This is a genomic window from Polymorphobacter megasporae (assembly GCF_018982885.2).
GTDB lineage: Bacteria > Pseudomonadota > Alphaproteobacteria > Sphingomonadales > Sphingomonadaceae > Polymorphobacter_B > Polymorphobacter_B megasporae.
This window is the reverse complement of record NZ_CP081848.1, coordinates 3,820,673-3,834,191: the sequence shown is the minus strand read 5'-3', so window position 1 is coordinate 3,834,191 and position 13,519 is coordinate 3,820,673. Positions and strand designations below refer to the sequence as shown.

Genomic DNA, 13,519 nt, shown 5'->3' with positions numbered 1-13,519 from the left:
GAGAGACGTTTTGACGTTATGAGCTCTAAGTGTCAATCCGTCATTTGCACGTCCATGCTATTATGCGGTGAACGCGGTCGTCGAACTTCTCTTTCGAGACATAGCTATCGCCCGATCGCATCAGGCCCCTGGCTGCGGCGATCAGCGTATCCGCCACCGCATTCGCGTCTTCCGTTCGGCCATGATGCTCGAGCGCCTTGACGATGAGCGCATGAAACGACCCGTCGGCGTCGCGGATCGTCGGCCCGGTGAGGCGATGGCCGGCGTCGACCAGTTCGACGCCGTGGGGGCTTGCGGTCACCAGATCGAGCGTACGTCCGAACTTCGCGTCGATAAGCGCGGCGAGCGCCGAAGCGAGCGTCTCGCTGCGTTCGAGCGCTTCGGTCGCGGCATTCAGGTGCCGCGCGTGGAGCTCGTCGACGACCGCCTGGAGGACGTCCTCCTTACCCGGGAAATAGTGATAGAGTGCCGTCCGCGAGACGCCCGCTCCGGCAGCGATATCGGCCATGCTCGACCGCTCGAAGCCGTAGCGCATGAAGGCTGCGCGCGCGCCGTCGAGGATACGGCTGCGGCGATCGACGGCATCCTCGTTGTCGTTGCGTGCAATCTTGCTCATACGGTCGCTATAGACCGAAACGCTGCAAGGCGCGACGTCGACGGGACGTTGGTCTCTACCTGCCGACCCATTGTGGCGAACTGTGAGTGACCAAGGCCATGTTCCGTTTCTGCATGATGTTCATCTGCGGCATCGTCATGGTCATAAGTGCATCCGCGCCGGCCGCCGCCGAGGCATTCGACAAAAGCGCGTGGCTCGAGGATCTTGCGCAGGTCCGGCAGGCGTTTGCGACCCGATACGCCAATCTCGAATGGGCGCAGTTCGACAATGCCAATCATCTTTCCGATCTGCTCGACAAGACCCGGGCTCGGATCGATCGGGCGGGAAGCGATGCCGACGCCCGGGCGGCCTTCGATCGTTTGACGCGGCGGCTTGGTGACGGGCATGTTCACTTCGACTGGCCCGTGGCGGCAACGTCAGCTGCCGAGCGATCGGGTGCCGCAGATCCCTGCCGGAATTTCAACGCCTCGCAGGCGGCATCGCCGCTGATGGTCAACGCCCCCGGGTACAAAGCTGTGAAGACACCGCAGTCGGCTATTTTCCCTGCGGGGACGTTGACCGTCGACGGGCGCACGGTCGGCGTGATTTCGATCGGGCTGATCGGTGCCGGTGCTCAGCCGGAATTTTGCCGGCAGGCAGTCGCCGCGCTCCATCTGGCCCCCGGCAGTCCGTGCGACGATGGTTGCCAGGACCGCATCGATCGACTGGCCAATGCGCGCTACACCGAGGCGTTTGCCGCGCAGATCATGGCGGTCAAGGCTGCGGGTGCCACCGCGCTGCTCGTCGATATCGCGGGGAACGGCGGCGGCAACGAGTGGGCGGATGCCGCGGCGCGCATGCTGACATCGAAGCGTTTGGTGTCGGAACGGATGGCGTTCGTTCGCGGCGCACAGTGGACGAAGAATCTTCTCGCTCTCGAAGCAATGCTCCGGCGCGACGCGGAGGGCGCTACCGGTTCGGACCGGACGATGCTGAGGAGTTTCGCGGATCAGGCGTATGCCAAGGCGATGGTCGCGGCGACGCCCTGCAAATCGGAGCCGCTGTTACTCGGCCACAAGCCAAACTGCACGTGGCTCGGAGCGGGCTTCTTCGTCTCAGGTCCGCTTGCCGCGGCGGATCCGAAAGCGCTGAAGGACAAGCCGTGGGCGGAAGATGTCTTTATCCCCATGAAATACCCGTACGAGGAAGGTGTATGGCGCGGTCCCCTGATCGTCCTCATCGACGGTGATACCGTATCGTCTGCCGAAGAATTCGCCGCCGTGCTTCAGGACAGCCACGCCGCTTTGATCATCGGAACCGTATCGGCCGGCGCGGGATGCGGGCACACCGACGGCGGCGAACCGATCAAGCTTCGCCATTCCGGCGCGACGCTGGCGATCCCCGACTGCGTTTATCTGCGGGCAGACGGCACCAACGAAGTTCGCGGGATCGTGCCGAATCTCCTGATCGGGCTGAGGCCGTCCGACAGCGCACGGCGTCGTTCCGCCGACGTGGCCGGCCGCCTGCCGGAGGCCCTGCAGCGGGTATCGGCGGCATTGCCCGAACGCGCGCGCTGATGAAAGTCGCAAGTGCCCAGCCTTGGGACAATGCTCGCATAGGCCCCTAGGTAGGCGCACGATCGAGCAAAATGGTAGTTCCAGACTAGCCAATCTCGCAAAAATACCAGCAACGCGCCTCCCCGCAGTTGGTTGATGCGCTCGATCGGCCGCGCCTCAGCGTGTCCGGCTGGGAGCGATGCACATGAAAGTTATGGCTTTATCTTTACTGGGCGCGCTTGCGCTGGCCGCGTGTGCAACGCCCGCCACACGGATCTCGACGGGTCTTCAGCGCTATGGGCTGGACACGCCGCGCGCGGATTGTGTCGGAACGCGACTGCAGCATGATCTTTCGCTCGGCCAGCTCCAGCAGCTCGGACGTGCTGCGGCCGCCTATCGCAAGGACGACACCCCCGGTGTGCTCACCGTTGGCGATCTCCTGCGCGTCGCCAGTGAGCTCAAGGATCCCGCTATCGCAGTTGCCGTCGGCAAAGCCGCGGCCGTCTGCGGCATCCTTCCATGATTAACAACCGTAGCTTCCGCTCATTTCTCTAAGGAAACGATTATGAACGACGATGAATTCCACGGCGGCGCGCGTTATGTCGGCGGCAAGGTCGAAAAGGCCATCGGCGATGTTGTCGATAGCCGTGACTGGAAGGTCGACGGCGTTGTCGATCAGGTCGCGGGCGGCGTCCAGCACAGCTATGGCCGCGCCAAGTCGATCGTCGAAAACGTGATCGATAACGCCCCGGAACTGGCGGCAGAGGCGCGCGACCGCCTGAAGGCGGCTGGCGAACGTCTCGCCGAGTCCGCACAGAACGGCGCGAGGGTCGCCGCGCAGACCGTGCAGGAGCAGCCCGTGTTGCTCGCGCTCGTCTCGGCAGCCGTCGGCTACGGTCTGGCCCGGATGATCCACGGACGTCGCGACTAAGCGCGTCATGGCCGAGGCGTCGTTCAAATCCCTGCGCGAGACGGCGGGTCTGCGTCATTTGCGGCAGATCATCGTCGGTCTTGACGAGGGCGTGGTCCTCATCGATCCCGACCAGAGCCTGCTTTGGGCGAACGACGCCGCCTTGGCCATGCACGGCGTCGAAGATATCGCCGATCTCGGCGCGACCGTCGACGAGTATCGCAGCCGCTTTCAGCTGCGTTACCGCAACAACCACCGGGTCGAAGCCGACGACTATCCGATCGAGCGTGTCGTTGCCGGTGATTCCTTCTCCGAGGTCGTCGTCGAGGTCACCGTTGCCGGCGACGACAGCCCGCGCTGGGTCCATCAGGTCCGCAGTCTCGTGCTCAACGATGCCGACGAGGCCGAGCCGGCGTGCCTCGTTCTGATCATCCAGGACGTATCCGCACGCTACGCGGCCGAGGATCGTTTCGAGCAGTCTTTCAATGCCAACCCGGCGCCGGCGGTGATCTGCCGCCTCAACGACTTGCGCTTCGTGAAGGTCAATGTCGGCTTTCTCGAGATGACCGGGCACCAGCGCGATCAGGTGCTGTGCAAGACCGTGTATGACATCGACGTCCTGCGCGAAGCGGACCGGCGCGACCTCGCCAAGGAGCGTCTGTCCGAAGGCAGGACGATCCCACAGATGGAAGCCGAGCTCGAACTGCCCGGCGGCGGCGTCAAGCTTGTCCTCGTTGCCGGGCAGCCGATCGACATGGGCGATCAGCCGTGCATGCTGTTCACTTTCGCCGATCTCGAACCACGCCGGAAGGCGGAAGACGCGTTGCGTCACAGCGAGCAGCGTTTCACCCGCACGTTTCAGATGGCGCCGATTCCCATGGCGATCGGGGCACGCGACGGGCACCTGCTGTGCGAGGTCAACGCCAGTTTCACCCAGATGACCGGCTATAGTCCGACCGAGATTATCGGCCGTCCGTTGGGACAGGTCGAGCTGTGGGACAGCAGAGAGAGTCAGCACGAGATCGAGGAGGCGATCGAGGCCGGTCACGATCTGCGCGGCCACGAGGCCCGCATTCATGCGCGTGATGGCGCGACGATCGACTGCATCGTGTCGACCGAGGCGATCCGGCTTGGCGACGATGCGTGCGTCCTATGGGCGTTCCAGGACATCACCCGGCGCAAGGCGACCGAACTCGAATTGGTCGAGGCGATCGAAGCGGTGATGAAAGACACAAGCTGGTTCAGCCGCTCGATCATGGACAAGCTCGCGCGGCTTCGCGCGCCTCAGCCGGATGTCGCCGGTCCTGGTCTCGATGATCTGAGCGGGCGCGAACGCGACGTGCTGGCGCTGATTTGCCGGGGCTGTGACGACAAGACGATCGCGCGGACGCTCGATGTCGCGAGCAACACGGTCCGCAACCACGTCGCGCGGATCTACGCCAAGATCGGCGTCAACCGGCGCATCGCCGCGGTTGCCTGGGCACGTGCGCGCGGTTTCGACGGTGAGGGCGTCCGGCACGAGAATAGCCAGCAGGAGACGGCAGTATGACCGCTCGAGCAAAAGACCCCGCCGCGCCAACCGATGCCAAGGCGAAGGCCGCCGTAAAACGTGCGGCCGCGGGCTCGGTGACCGAAGCGATCGGCAAACTGATCGGCGACGACGCGGTGCGTGAGCGCGGCACTGCGGAGAAGAAAGCCGGCGCCGCTGATGCGTCCGGCCGCAAGACATCCCCGCGGTCCTGACTGCGGCGACATATTCGATTTTAACAGGAGCACCCATGACGACCCACGCACATACCGGCCTCGATGAGGCTTACGGCAAGACCCCAACCCGGCTGTCATGGGGGGCGATCTTCGCCGGCGTTGTCATTGCCGTCGCGGTTCAGCTCGTCCTTGGCATCCTTGGTGCGGGCATCGGCCTGACCATGGTCGATCCAGTCAACGGCACGACGCCGGGCGCAGCCGGGTTCGGCATCGGCGCGGGCATCTACTGGCTTGTCACGACGATCGTGGCGCTCGGCGCTGGCGGCTATGCTGCCGCGCGGGTCGCCGGCGTCCACGAGCGATTCGATGCGCTCGTCCACGGCCTTGTCGTCTGGGGCGTCACGCTCATCATGACGCTATACCTGCTGACCTCGGCCGTCGGCGGGATCATCGGCGGCGGGTTCCGCACGGTGAGTGCATTGGCCAGCGCAGCCGGCACGACGGTCAGCGCGGCAGCGCCCAAGGCCGCTTCGCTCGCCGGCATCGATGAAGGCGATGTCCGCAACGAGGCCGCGGCGTATCTTTCCCCCGCGCCGAGCGACCCTGCCCAGATGACGTCCGAGCAGGCACAGAAGGAAATCGCGCGACAGCTCCCCGATCTCGCCCGTGGCGGCAGCACCGGTGCGCAGGCCGAAAGCCGGATCGTCGATATCGTCGCTGCACAGCGCAAGATCAGCCACGCCGAGGCTCAGGCGCAGGTGACACGCGCCAAGCAGCAGTTCGTGCAGACGAAGAACGAGACGATTTCGACGGTGAAGTCGGCGACCGATACGGCCGCCGGTGCTGCAGCGGGAACCTCGTTCGTCCTCGTGCTCGCGCTCCTGATCGGTGCCGCGGCGTCTGGTTTCGGGGCAGTCGCGGCGACGCGTCGCGCACTGCGCTGAATGGTTGCGGCGGGTCGGCGTATCTGACCCGCCGCACCGGCTCATGCGGGGGAATATAACGGCAGCAGTCCGCGGATCGCGGGCAAGCGGCGTCCGCGGGCATCCCCGCGGACGCCGTCTTCGATTTATGAACAAGGCGCAGTCGACCGCCGGATAGGCGGCAACGATGGCGTCGCCTCAAGGGCCGCCTCAGCCGGACGGGTCGAGCGGACGGTCAGATTTTGTGATTGCACAGCGGACATCGTAAGGACGTCGTCGCATTGGCGGCGAGCGTTAGTGTAAAGTAAAGCGTCGGGGGTGCCATCCTTACCGTCGCAGAATATTGTATCGAGTTGGATCGGATTTCGACGCTTTAAAAACGCCTTTCACCGTCATGCGCCCGTAGCTCAGCTGGATAGAGCACGGGACTTCTAATCCTGAGGTCGCTGGTTCGAACCCAGCCGGGCGCACCAGTGGTGTCAGTCGAAACGAGCTGTTCAGGTGTAATAGATCCGGACTACGAAATTATTTGAAATGGTCCGTCGAGGGCAGGGCATGGCAACAGCGGGGGTAAGATATCGTGGCGATCGAGCGACAGTCCTTCGGATCGATCCAAGCCGGCCGGGGCGTCGCTGCTTTGTTGGTCGTCCTGTTCCACGCTAGTGCCAAGGTCTTCGCCAAAAGTGATTATTGGGACACCACTATCCTCGGCGGATTTTTCAACTTCGGCCACGCGGGGGTCGATTTCTTTTTTGTTCTCAGCGGCTTCATCATTGCGCACGTCCATGCCGCGGACATCGGTGCGCCAGCCCGCCTGTCGAACTTCGTGCGCAGCCGCCTGCTTCGGATCTACCCGGTCTATTGGTTCATCCTGATCGGGGTCATTGCGCTCAGCCTGTTACCGTTCGGACTGAACTCGAGTGTCCACCTGACACCGCAGATGGTCATCAGCGCCTTTGTGCTCGTCGGCCCGGTCGATTCCCCGACGGTCCTTGCCGTCGCATGGACGCTGTTCCACGAAATCGCCTTCTATATCGCGTTCGGGATCGCGATCGCCTCACCGCGCGCCGGCATCGTGGTCGCCGGTGCGTGGGTTGCCGGTATCCTCGCGTCGGCGCTCGGCTATCCATTCCTGCTGCCGTATCTCGGGGACTCGATCAACCTGCTGTTCCTGTTCGGGGTCGGCACGTGGTGGTTGTCCAAGCACCATCCGCGGACGTTGCCGGTCGTGCTCGCGTGGGTCGGCACGGCCGGATTTTTGGCGCTGGGAATGGAAAACGTCTTCGCGCCCGTCTTTTCATACGCCGCCCGGCACCTGCTGTTCGGCGCGGCGAGCGCCATCATTATCGGCGCACTCGTGGCCCAGGAGGGCAGGCGGCCGATCAAAGTGTCGCCGGTGCTGCTGACCCTCGGGGCCGCGTCCTACTCGATCTATCTCACTCATTTTCCGGTTCTGGGATTTGTCGCGAAGACACACGCGATCGCCGCGGTGCGTGCGCTGCCCGTCGCACTGGCGTTTGTGCTGGTCGTCGCCCTGACGGTGCTGGCCGGTGTGGCGTTCCACTTCCTTGTCGAAAAGCCGCTTACGCGGGCCACCGGACGATGGTGGCCGCGCGGCGGTGCACGCAGCGGATCGGGAGCTACGCCGCTCGGTCGTCCGTAGCGGCAAAGACCAAATAATCTTCGCGAAACCCGCGCTTAACAACTCGTTCTTCGTGGTTAATTCGGGAACGGGTACAAGCGGGGTCGGCATCGCGGATGTCGCAATCAGCCTGGAGCCTTAGTCGATGAAACTTCCAATTATCCTGATGACCGCTTTCATCGCCGTGGCGGCGACCGCGCAGACGGCGCCACCGGTGGCACCGTTGCCGCATTCGGGCGAGACGCCGACTGAACGCGGCCAGCGGCTCGCGAACGATCGCGCACACTCGACCGCACACGCCAACGAAACCCCCGCACAGCGGTCGAGCCGCCTCGCCGCCGACAGGGCGCGAGGGCTGGCCGCCGAGCGTGCCGAAAAGCCGACGGCGGCCGATGCGGCCGGGGACAGACAGCGTCTTGCGGCCGATGAGACGCGCGCGCTCGCAAAGCGGTCTGCAACCGAGACCCCGGCGGAGCGGTCGCAACGTCTTGCGGCGGATAAAGCACGCGGCGAGGCGAAGAAGCATCACCCAGCCTGATCGCGTTCAAGCCTGACGACATGCGCGGCACCGGATCGGCCGGTGCCGCGCATCATGCCTATTGCATGAACCAGCCGTGGCTGACGACGATGCTCTGCCCGGTCAGCGCGTTCGACGGGAAGCCGGCGAGGAACAGCGCGACCTGGGCGACATCGTCGACGGTGGTGAACTCGCCGTCGACGGTTTCGGCGAGCATGACCTTCTTGACGACGTCGTCCTCGGAAATCCCGAGTTCCTTGGCCTGCTCGGGAATCTGCTTCTCGACAAGCGGGGTGCGGACGAAGCCGGGGCAGATGACGTTGGCGCGGACGTGGTGCTCGGCGCCTTCCTTGGCGACGACCTTGGCGAGGCCGACCAGCCCGTGCTTCGCGGTGACGTAAGCCGACTTGAGCTTCGACGCTTCCTTGCTGTGGACCGAGCCCATGTAGATGACGCTGCCGCCGCGCCCCTGCGCGTACATGTGCTTGAGGCACGCCTTGGTCGTCAGGAACGCGCCGTCGAGGTGGATCGCGAGCATCTTCTTCCAGTTGGCGAAGCTGTAGTCGACGACCGGCGCGACGATCTGGATCCCGGCGTTCGACACCAAGATGTCGATCCCGCCGAATTTGGCGACGACCGCTTCGATCCCGGCGTCGACCTGGTCTTCGTGCGTGACGTCCATCGCGACACCCATCGCGCGCTCGCCGCTCGGGTCGAATTCGAGCGCTGTGGCGTTGGCGGCGTCGATGTTGAGGTCGGCGATCGCGACCTTGGCGCCGGCGGCGAGATAGACCTTGGCGATGTCCTTGCCGATGCCGCTGGCGGCTCCGGTGATGACGGCGACCTTGTCGGTGAGCATCATGGGCTTACTCCCTATTCTTCAATCGTGGCTCGTGAAATCATAGACGTCGACGCCGTGCGCGTCGGTCGGCGGGGTCAGAACCTCGGGGTGGGCGAGGGTGTGCGTGGCGTCGCGCAGCCCCGCCGCCCAATGCTCCTCCATCGTCCGCCGCGAGAACTCATAGTCCTTCGACTGGCCCTCGTAGGTCGGCGAGCGGTAGATCAGCTGAACGATGTTGAACACCGCGGGGTCCGACGCCCCGGTCAGGATCTTCGCCTCGGCACTTTCGGCGAGTTCGGGCGGCAGCTTGGCGAGTAGCTCGTTGAACACCGCACGGAGTTTCTGCGCCGCGCGAAACGAGTCGGTGGCGGCCCGGGTGCGGCTCGAGAACTGGACTTCCTTCATGCGCACCGCGACTTCACTGAGATCGCGCGGCAGGTCGCCGCGCGCGCTCCACAGGTCGACTTGGAGGACGAGCGTGTCGAGGTCGGAGCGCGACGACAGCACCCAGTCGAGCGGGGTGTTCGAGACCATGCCGCCGTCCCAGTAGAACTCGCCGTCGATCTCGATCGCCGGAAAGGCGGGCGGCAGCGCTCCCGATGCCATGATGTGTTCGGGACAGATCGTATCGGTCGCGTTGTCGAAATAGGCGAAGTTGCCGGTGCGGACGTTGACCGCGCCGACCGAGAAGCGCGTTTCCTTCGCATTGATCCGGTCGAAATCGACGAAGCGCTCGAGCGTCGATCGCAGAGCGGCGGTGTCGTACCAGCTCGTCGCGGCGAGCGATCCGTTCGGGGAGAGGTATGGCGGCGGGAAGCGCGGCTTGAAGAACCCCGGCACGCCATTGGTCATGATCTGGCCAGCCGCAATCTGGTTGACCAACCCGCGCGCGACATCGCCCGACATCAGGCCCGACCAGAAGTGGCTCATGCCGCCGTCCCCGGCATCGCTGACGAATTCCCAAAAGCCACGCAATTTGGCGATGCCCTCGGCGGCGTCGTTCCCGGCGATGATCGCCGAGTTGATCGCGCCGATCGAGATGCCCGCGATCCAAGTCGGGCGGATACCGTGGCCGACGAGCGCCTCATATACCCCGGCCTGATATGCACCGAGCGCGCCGCCGCCCTGGAGGAGAAGTGCGACGCTCTCGAATGGCGTGCCGTTGGGACGTGCTGTGTCGCGCGACGCGACGGGGCTATTCACGCTCGGGGACGGGGACGTTGAAGCCGTTGAGCGTCGTCGAGACGAGGCTGTAGAGGCCGACGAGATAGATCATCTCGTTCAACGCGTGCTGGCCGAAGGTCTTGAGCGCGAGCGCATAGATCGGCTCGGGCAGGGTGCCGCCGCGAACGAGCGTGAAGGCGAGGTCGAAGGCGATGCTCTCCTCGGGCGACAGGTCGGTCGGCTTGAGGTCGGCGGTGATCGTCGCAAGGCGTTCGGCAGCCATGCCGTCACGTTCGGCGACCGCAATGTGCGCGTAGAGCTCGTACGCCGCGTCGAATCGCGCGCCGACGACGAGGATGACGATCTGGCGGACGTTGTCGGGAAGCACCGCCTGCGCGGTCATCGCCAGCGTCAGGTCCCAGATCGCCTTGCCGATCACGGGTTCGTGGAGCCACGGGTTCCATGGACCCATCAGCGCGCCGTCTTCACGTTCGACCTTGAACGCATTGAAGTTGCTGGCGATACCTTTGCGCATGTCGTCGTAGAGCGGCTTCTGCTCGGGCGACAGGTCGGCGGGGGCGATCAAGGGCAAGCGCATCGGCGACTCCTAGAATTATGACGCGGTGCACCATAACCGATCGCTGCGACAAGTATGCTACAGTTAACGCGCGATCGAACCGCAGTTAGACCGACGCGCGAAGCGTCGCGCGCACGCCGACATAGGCCGGGTCGTAGACGAGGTTGGAGCCCAAGCTCGCCGCCATCGCGCCGATCAGCTTCGTGCCGATCCCGGTGCCGGTCGGCAACTTCGACGCGGGCAGTCCGGCGCCGTCGTCCTCGACGCGGAGGACGAAGTCGCGCGCGCCGTCGAGCGCCAGTTCGATGCGGATCTCGCCAGGCTGGCCCTGCGGATAGGCGTATTTGCACGCGTTGCTGACGAGCTCGTTGACGATCACCCCGAGCGACACCGCACGGTCGGTCGCCAGCCGGATCGGCGCGGCGATCAGGCGGAGCGCGCGCGGCGAGGCCGGGGTCGACCACGTCTTTTCGAGCTCGCGGACCAGCGCGGCGAGATAATCGTCCATCGCCACGCCCTCGACGTCGTCCGACGTGTACAGCCGCTTGTGGACCTGCGCGATCGCGGTGATCCGCGCCTGCGTGTCGGCGAGCGCGCTCTTCGCGGCGGGATCGGTCAGCGCCTTCGCCTGAAGGTGAATGAACGCCGAGACAAGCTGGAGCGAGTTCGCGACGCGGTGATTAACCTCGTGGAGCAGCGCCTCGAGCCGCGCATTCGACGCGCGCAGCGCGACCTCGGCCTCGGCCTTTTGCGCCTTCAGGGCGACGGCGGTCATCGCGGTGTCGAAAGCGTTCGTCAGCAGGTCGAAGAAATCGTCGCCGATCGTCTTGACGACATAGTCGATCGCGCCCGCCTTGAGCGCGGCGACCGCAATCCGGCTCTCTTCGGACCCGGTGACGTAGATGATCGGCGGGACGTCGGGCAGGGCGCGAAGGGCTTCAAGCGTGCTTAAACCATCGTAGCCGGGCATGTAATGATCGACCGCGATCAGGTCGAACACGGTCTTCTTGACCTCCGCGACCCCGTCGAGGCCGTTGGTCGCGACACTGACATCATAGCCGCGCTTGCCGAGCGCGCGCGAAACCAGCCGGCAAAGTCCCTCGTCGTCGTCGATATACAGGATGCGCGGACGCTCGGTCACGCGTCGTCGCCGACCTCGGGCACTTGGATGACCGACAGGAACAAGCCGAGCTGCTGTATCGCCCGGGCGAAATTCTCGTAGTTGACCGGCTTGGTGATGTAGACGTTCGCACCGAGATCGTAGCAGCGCTGGATTTCCTGCTTGTCGTCGGTCGTGGTCAGCACGACGACCGGCGTCCGCTTGAGCCGCGGATCGGCCTTGATCTTGCCGAGGATGTCGATGCCGCTCATGTCGGGCAGGTTGAGATCGAGCAGGATCAGCGCCGGGCCGTTGTTCGCCGGGCCGTCGGGGGCGTGGAACAGATAGTCGAGCGCGGTCGTGCCGTCGACGAAATGACGGATCGCATTGGCGATGCCGGCGCGGCGGATATTCTTTTCGATCAGCCGGGCATGACCTTCATCATCCTCGATCATGATGATGTTGACGCTATGTTCGCTCATGCGGGACTTTCCTCGCGCAGTTCGGCCTTCAGCGCGTGCGGCAGCGATAGCCGAAAGGTCGCCCCAGCGCCAAGGTCGGAGATACAGGTGATGACGCCACCCAGGCGATACGACAAGGCGCGAACGTGCGCGAGGCCGAGCCCTTCGCCGGGCTGGTCCTGAACCCCCGAGCGGCGGAACAGCTCGAAAATCCGCTCATGGTCGGCAATCGCGACCCCGCGGCCGTTGTCGGTGACGTCGATGATGACACGCTGTCCTTCGCGCCGCGCGCTGACGACGATCCGCCCGGGACGGCCCGGCTGAAGATATTTCGTCGCGTTTTCAATGAGGTTCGACAGGATTTGCTCGAGCGCGAGCCGGTCGGTAACGATCGTCGGCATTGCGGGGGCGATCGCGATCTCGGCCTTTAGTTCGTTGAGCCGGAACTGGAGGCTGTCGCGGATCGACTCGGCAAGCCCGGCGATATCGACCCGTGCCGGGGCCAGCGTCCGCCGTCCCTCGCGCGACAGCCGCAGGATCGCGTTGATCAGCCGGTCCATCTTGTTGGTCGAGGTGCGGATGAAACCGATCGCTTCGGGGAGGTCGGCGAGCGCTTCGCGGGCATCGCTCTGCATCAGGTCGGGAGCGCTGTGGTCGACCCGGTCGGCGAGCCCGGTCAACGGACCGATCGCCGCCTCGAGCTCGGCGGTGAAACCCATGATGTTGACCAGCGGCGACCGCAGGTCGTGGCTGACGATATAGGCGAAGCGCTGAATCTCGTCGTTGGCGCGGCTGAGTTCGACCGTGCGCGCGGTCACCGCGTCTTCGAGCCCCGAATTGACGCTGCGCAACGCCTCCTGCGCGACATTGAGGTCGGCGGTGTAGCGCAGCACGATCCACGACGCGCCGCCCATGATCCCGAGGATCAGAAAGCCGACCACGCCGAGGATGATATTAAGGTCGGACGACGCCTTGTCCTGCGCCGCCCGGCGGATGGCCAGCAGCCGCTTCTCCTCGGTCTCCATCACCGACGTCATGTTGCGCAGCGCGACCATCGAGACGAAGCTGCTGTCGACGGCGAAATCGGCCATCGCCTGCATCGCCGGGTTCGGGTCGGCCAGCCGTGCGAAGGTCTGCTGCGCCGAATCGAGATGAAGCTTTGCCTCGGCGCGCAGGCCGACGATCCGCGTCTGCTGCGAGGCGTTGTCGCGGGTCAGCGATTCCAGGCGATCGAGTTGATGCGGGATCGCGGCGGTCGTCCGCCGATACGTGTCGAGCGACGCTTGGCGATGGTGGAGCAGATATCCGCGCCGGGCTGTTTCGAGCTGTTCGGTCAGGATGCTGAACTTGTCGAGCGCGCGCTCGACCTCATAGGTATGCACGACGAGCGCGGTGCTGCGCTGCCGTTCGCCGGCCGCAAGGACGACCACGCCCGCAGCGATCAGCAACAGCACGAGACCGCTCGCCATCGCCGCGAGGACCAGCCGTTGAAAATTTCGGTCTGAAATCGTCACGTCCGAGCGATAGCGG

16 protein-coding genes and 1 tRNA gene are annotated in these 13,519 nt (G+C 64.8%); 9 read left to right on the top strand and 8 right to left on the bottom strand.

Annotation, left to right across the window (positions count from 1 at the left end):
• Positions 1 to 40: 40 nt before the first annotated feature.
• Both KTC28_RS17845 and KTC28_RS17840 read right to left on the bottom strand, forming a co-directional pair.
• Positions 41 to 616, bottom strand: coding sequence for a TetR/AcrR family transcriptional regulator (locus tag KTC28_RS17845; RefSeq protein ID WP_216709143.1), 576 nt, complete (start codon positions 614 to 616; stop codon positions 41 to 43).
• Positions 613 to 1,002, bottom strand: a complete 390-nt coding sequence (locus KTC28_RS17840) for a hypothetical protein (RefSeq protein ID WP_216709144.1) — start codon at positions 1,000 to 1,002, stop codon at positions 613 to 615. Before KTC28_RS17840 ends, KTC28_RS17845 begins: the two co-directional genes overlap by 4 nt.
• Before the next feature lie 168 nt (positions 1,003 to 1,170).
• Between KTC28_RS17840 and KTC28_RS17835 the strand changes: the two genes are divergently transcribed.
• From KTC28_RS17835 to KTC28_RS17795, 9 genes are all read left to right on the top strand, one after another.
• Complete coding sequence (locus KTC28_RS17835) at positions 1,171 to 2,172, top strand: S41 family peptidase (protein ID WP_216709145.1); 1,002 nt, start codon at positions 1,171 to 1,173, stop codon at positions 2,170 to 2,172.
• Positions 2,173 to 2,356: 184 nt separating this feature from the next.
• Entirely contained in the window at positions 2,357 to 2,674 is a 318-nt protein-coding gene (locus KTC28_RS17830; RefSeq protein WP_226896228.1) for a hypothetical protein, read from the top strand.
• 42 nt (positions 2,675 to 2,716) lie between these two features.
• Complete coding sequence (locus KTC28_RS17825; protein WP_216709147.1) at positions 2,717 to 3,082, top strand: CsbD family protein; 366 nt, start codon at positions 2,717 to 2,719, stop codon at positions 3,080 to 3,082.
• A 7-nt stretch (positions 3,083 to 3,089) separates the two neighbouring features.
• The gene (locus KTC28_RS17820; protein ID WP_216709148.1) at positions 3,090 to 4,610 is read left to right on the top strand and encodes a PAS domain S-box protein; all 1,521 of its coding nucleotides are present in this window, start codon (positions 3,090 to 3,092) and stop codon (positions 4,608 to 4,610) included.
• Positions 4,607 to 4,804 carry a hypothetical protein gene (locus tag KTC28_RS17815; protein WP_216709149.1) on the top strand — a complete coding sequence of 66 codons (198 nt, stop codon included), beginning with the start codon at positions 4,607 to 4,609 and terminating at the stop codon, positions 4,802 to 4,804. Before KTC28_RS17820 ends, KTC28_RS17815 begins: the two co-directional genes overlap by 4 nt.
• A gap of 35 nt (positions 4,805 to 4,839) precedes the next feature.
• On the top strand, positions 4,840 to 5,709 hold the full coding sequence (locus tag KTC28_RS17810) for a hypothetical protein (protein ID WP_216709150.1): 870 nt from the start codon (positions 4,840 to 4,842) through the stop codon (positions 5,707 to 5,709).
• 375 nt (positions 5,710 to 6,084) lie between these two features.
• Positions 6,085 to 6,161, top strand: a tRNA-Arg gene (locus tag KTC28_RS17805).
• 107 nt (positions 6,162 to 6,268) lie between these two features.
• Positions 6,269 to 7,351 carry an acyltransferase family protein gene (locus KTC28_RS17800; RefSeq protein ID WP_216709151.1) on the top strand — a complete coding sequence of 361 codons (1,083 nt, stop codon included), beginning with the start codon at positions 6,269 to 6,271 and terminating at the stop codon, positions 7,349 to 7,351.
• 124 nt (positions 7,352 to 7,475) lie between these two features.
• A complete protein-coding gene (locus KTC28_RS17795; protein WP_216709152.1) occupies positions 7,476 to 7,868 on the top strand; it encodes a hypothetical protein in 393 nt (130 codons plus the stop codon).
• 58 nt (positions 7,869 to 7,926) lie between these two features.
• On the opposite strand, the gene KTC28_RS17790 is transcribed toward KTC28_RS17795, so the two are convergent.
• From KTC28_RS17790 to KTC28_RS17765, 6 genes are all read right to left on the bottom strand, one after another.
• Positions 7,927 to 8,709 carry a 3-hydroxybutyrate dehydrogenase gene (locus KTC28_RS17790; protein ID WP_216709153.1) on the bottom strand — a complete coding sequence of 261 codons (783 nt, stop codon included), beginning with the start codon at positions 8,707 to 8,709 and terminating at the stop codon, positions 7,927 to 7,929.
• Between the two features lie 18 nt (positions 8,710 to 8,727).
• The gene (locus tag KTC28_RS17785; RefSeq protein ID WP_216709154.1) at positions 8,728 to 9,891 is read right to left on the bottom strand and encodes a DUF3734 domain-containing protein; all 1,164 of its coding nucleotides are present in this window, start codon (positions 9,889 to 9,891) and stop codon (positions 8,728 to 8,730) included.
• Entirely contained in the window at positions 9,884 to 10,450 is a 567-nt protein-coding gene (locus KTC28_RS17780) for a carboxymuconolactone decarboxylase family protein (RefSeq protein WP_216709155.1), read from the bottom strand. The genes KTC28_RS17785 and KTC28_RS17780 overlap by 8 nt, the downstream gene beginning before the upstream one ends.
• 85 nt (positions 10,451 to 10,535) lie before the next feature.
• Positions 10,536 to 11,570 (bottom strand): sensor histidine kinase, encoded by a 1,035-nt coding sequence (locus KTC28_RS17775; protein WP_216709156.1) that lies wholly within the window; start codon positions 11,568 to 11,570, stop codon positions 10,536 to 10,538.
• Complete coding sequence (locus KTC28_RS17770; protein WP_216709157.1) at positions 11,567 to 12,010, bottom strand: response regulator; 444 nt, start codon at positions 12,008 to 12,010, stop codon at positions 11,567 to 11,569. Before KTC28_RS17770 ends, KTC28_RS17775 begins: the two co-directional genes overlap by 4 nt.
• A complete protein-coding gene (locus KTC28_RS17765) occupies positions 12,007 to 13,503 on the bottom strand; it encodes a sensor histidine kinase (RefSeq protein ID WP_226896229.1) in 1,497 nt (498 codons plus the stop codon). The genes KTC28_RS17770 and KTC28_RS17765 overlap by 4 nt, the downstream gene beginning before the upstream one ends.
• Between the last annotated feature and the right edge of the window lie 16 nt (positions 13,504 to 13,519).

Excerpts from the sequence above, each read along its gene's own strand:
- KTC28_RS17845 (WP_216709143.1), bottom strand. The coding sequence starts at position 616 with ATGAGCAAGATTGCACGCAACGACAACGAGGATGCCGTCGATCGCCGC.
- KTC28_RS17840 (WP_216709144.1), bottom strand. The coding sequence starts at position 1,002 with ATGCCCGTCACCAAGCCGCCGCGTCAAACGATCGAAGGCCGCCCGGGC.
- KTC28_RS17830 (WP_226896228.1), top strand. The coding sequence starts at position 2,357 with ATGAAAGTTATGGCTTTATCTTTACTGGGCGCGCTTGCGCTGGCCGCG.
- KTC28_RS17825 (WP_216709147.1), top strand. The coding sequence starts at position 2,717 with ATGAACGACGATGAATTCCACGGCGGCGCGCGTTATGTCGGCGGCAAG.
- KTC28_RS17820 (WP_216709148.1), top strand. The coding sequence starts at position 3,090 with ATGGCCGAGGCGTCGTTCAAATCCCTGCGCGAGACGGCGGGTCTGCGT.
- KTC28_RS17815 (WP_216709149.1), top strand. The coding sequence starts at position 4,607 with ATGACCGCTCGAGCAAAAGACCCCGCCGCGCCAACCGATGCCAAGGCG.
- KTC28_RS17810 (WP_216709150.1), top strand. The coding sequence starts at position 4,840 with ATGACGACCCACGCACATACCGGCCTCGATGAGGCTTACGGCAAGACC.
- KTC28_RS17795 (WP_216709152.1), top strand. The coding sequence starts at position 7,476 with ATGAAACTTCCAATTATCCTGATGACCGCTTTCATCGCCGTGGCGGCG.
- KTC28_RS17790 (WP_216709153.1), bottom strand. The coding sequence starts at position 8,709 with ATGATGCTCACCGACAAGGTCGCCGTCATCACCGGAGCCGCCAGCGGC.
- KTC28_RS17780 (WP_216709155.1), bottom strand. The coding sequence starts at position 10,450 with ATGCGCTTGCCCTTGATCGCCCCCGCCGACCTGTCGCCCGAGCAGAAG.
- KTC28_RS17770 (WP_216709157.1), bottom strand. The coding sequence starts at position 12,010 with ATGAGCGAACATAGCGTCAACATCATCATGATCGAGGATGATGAAGGT.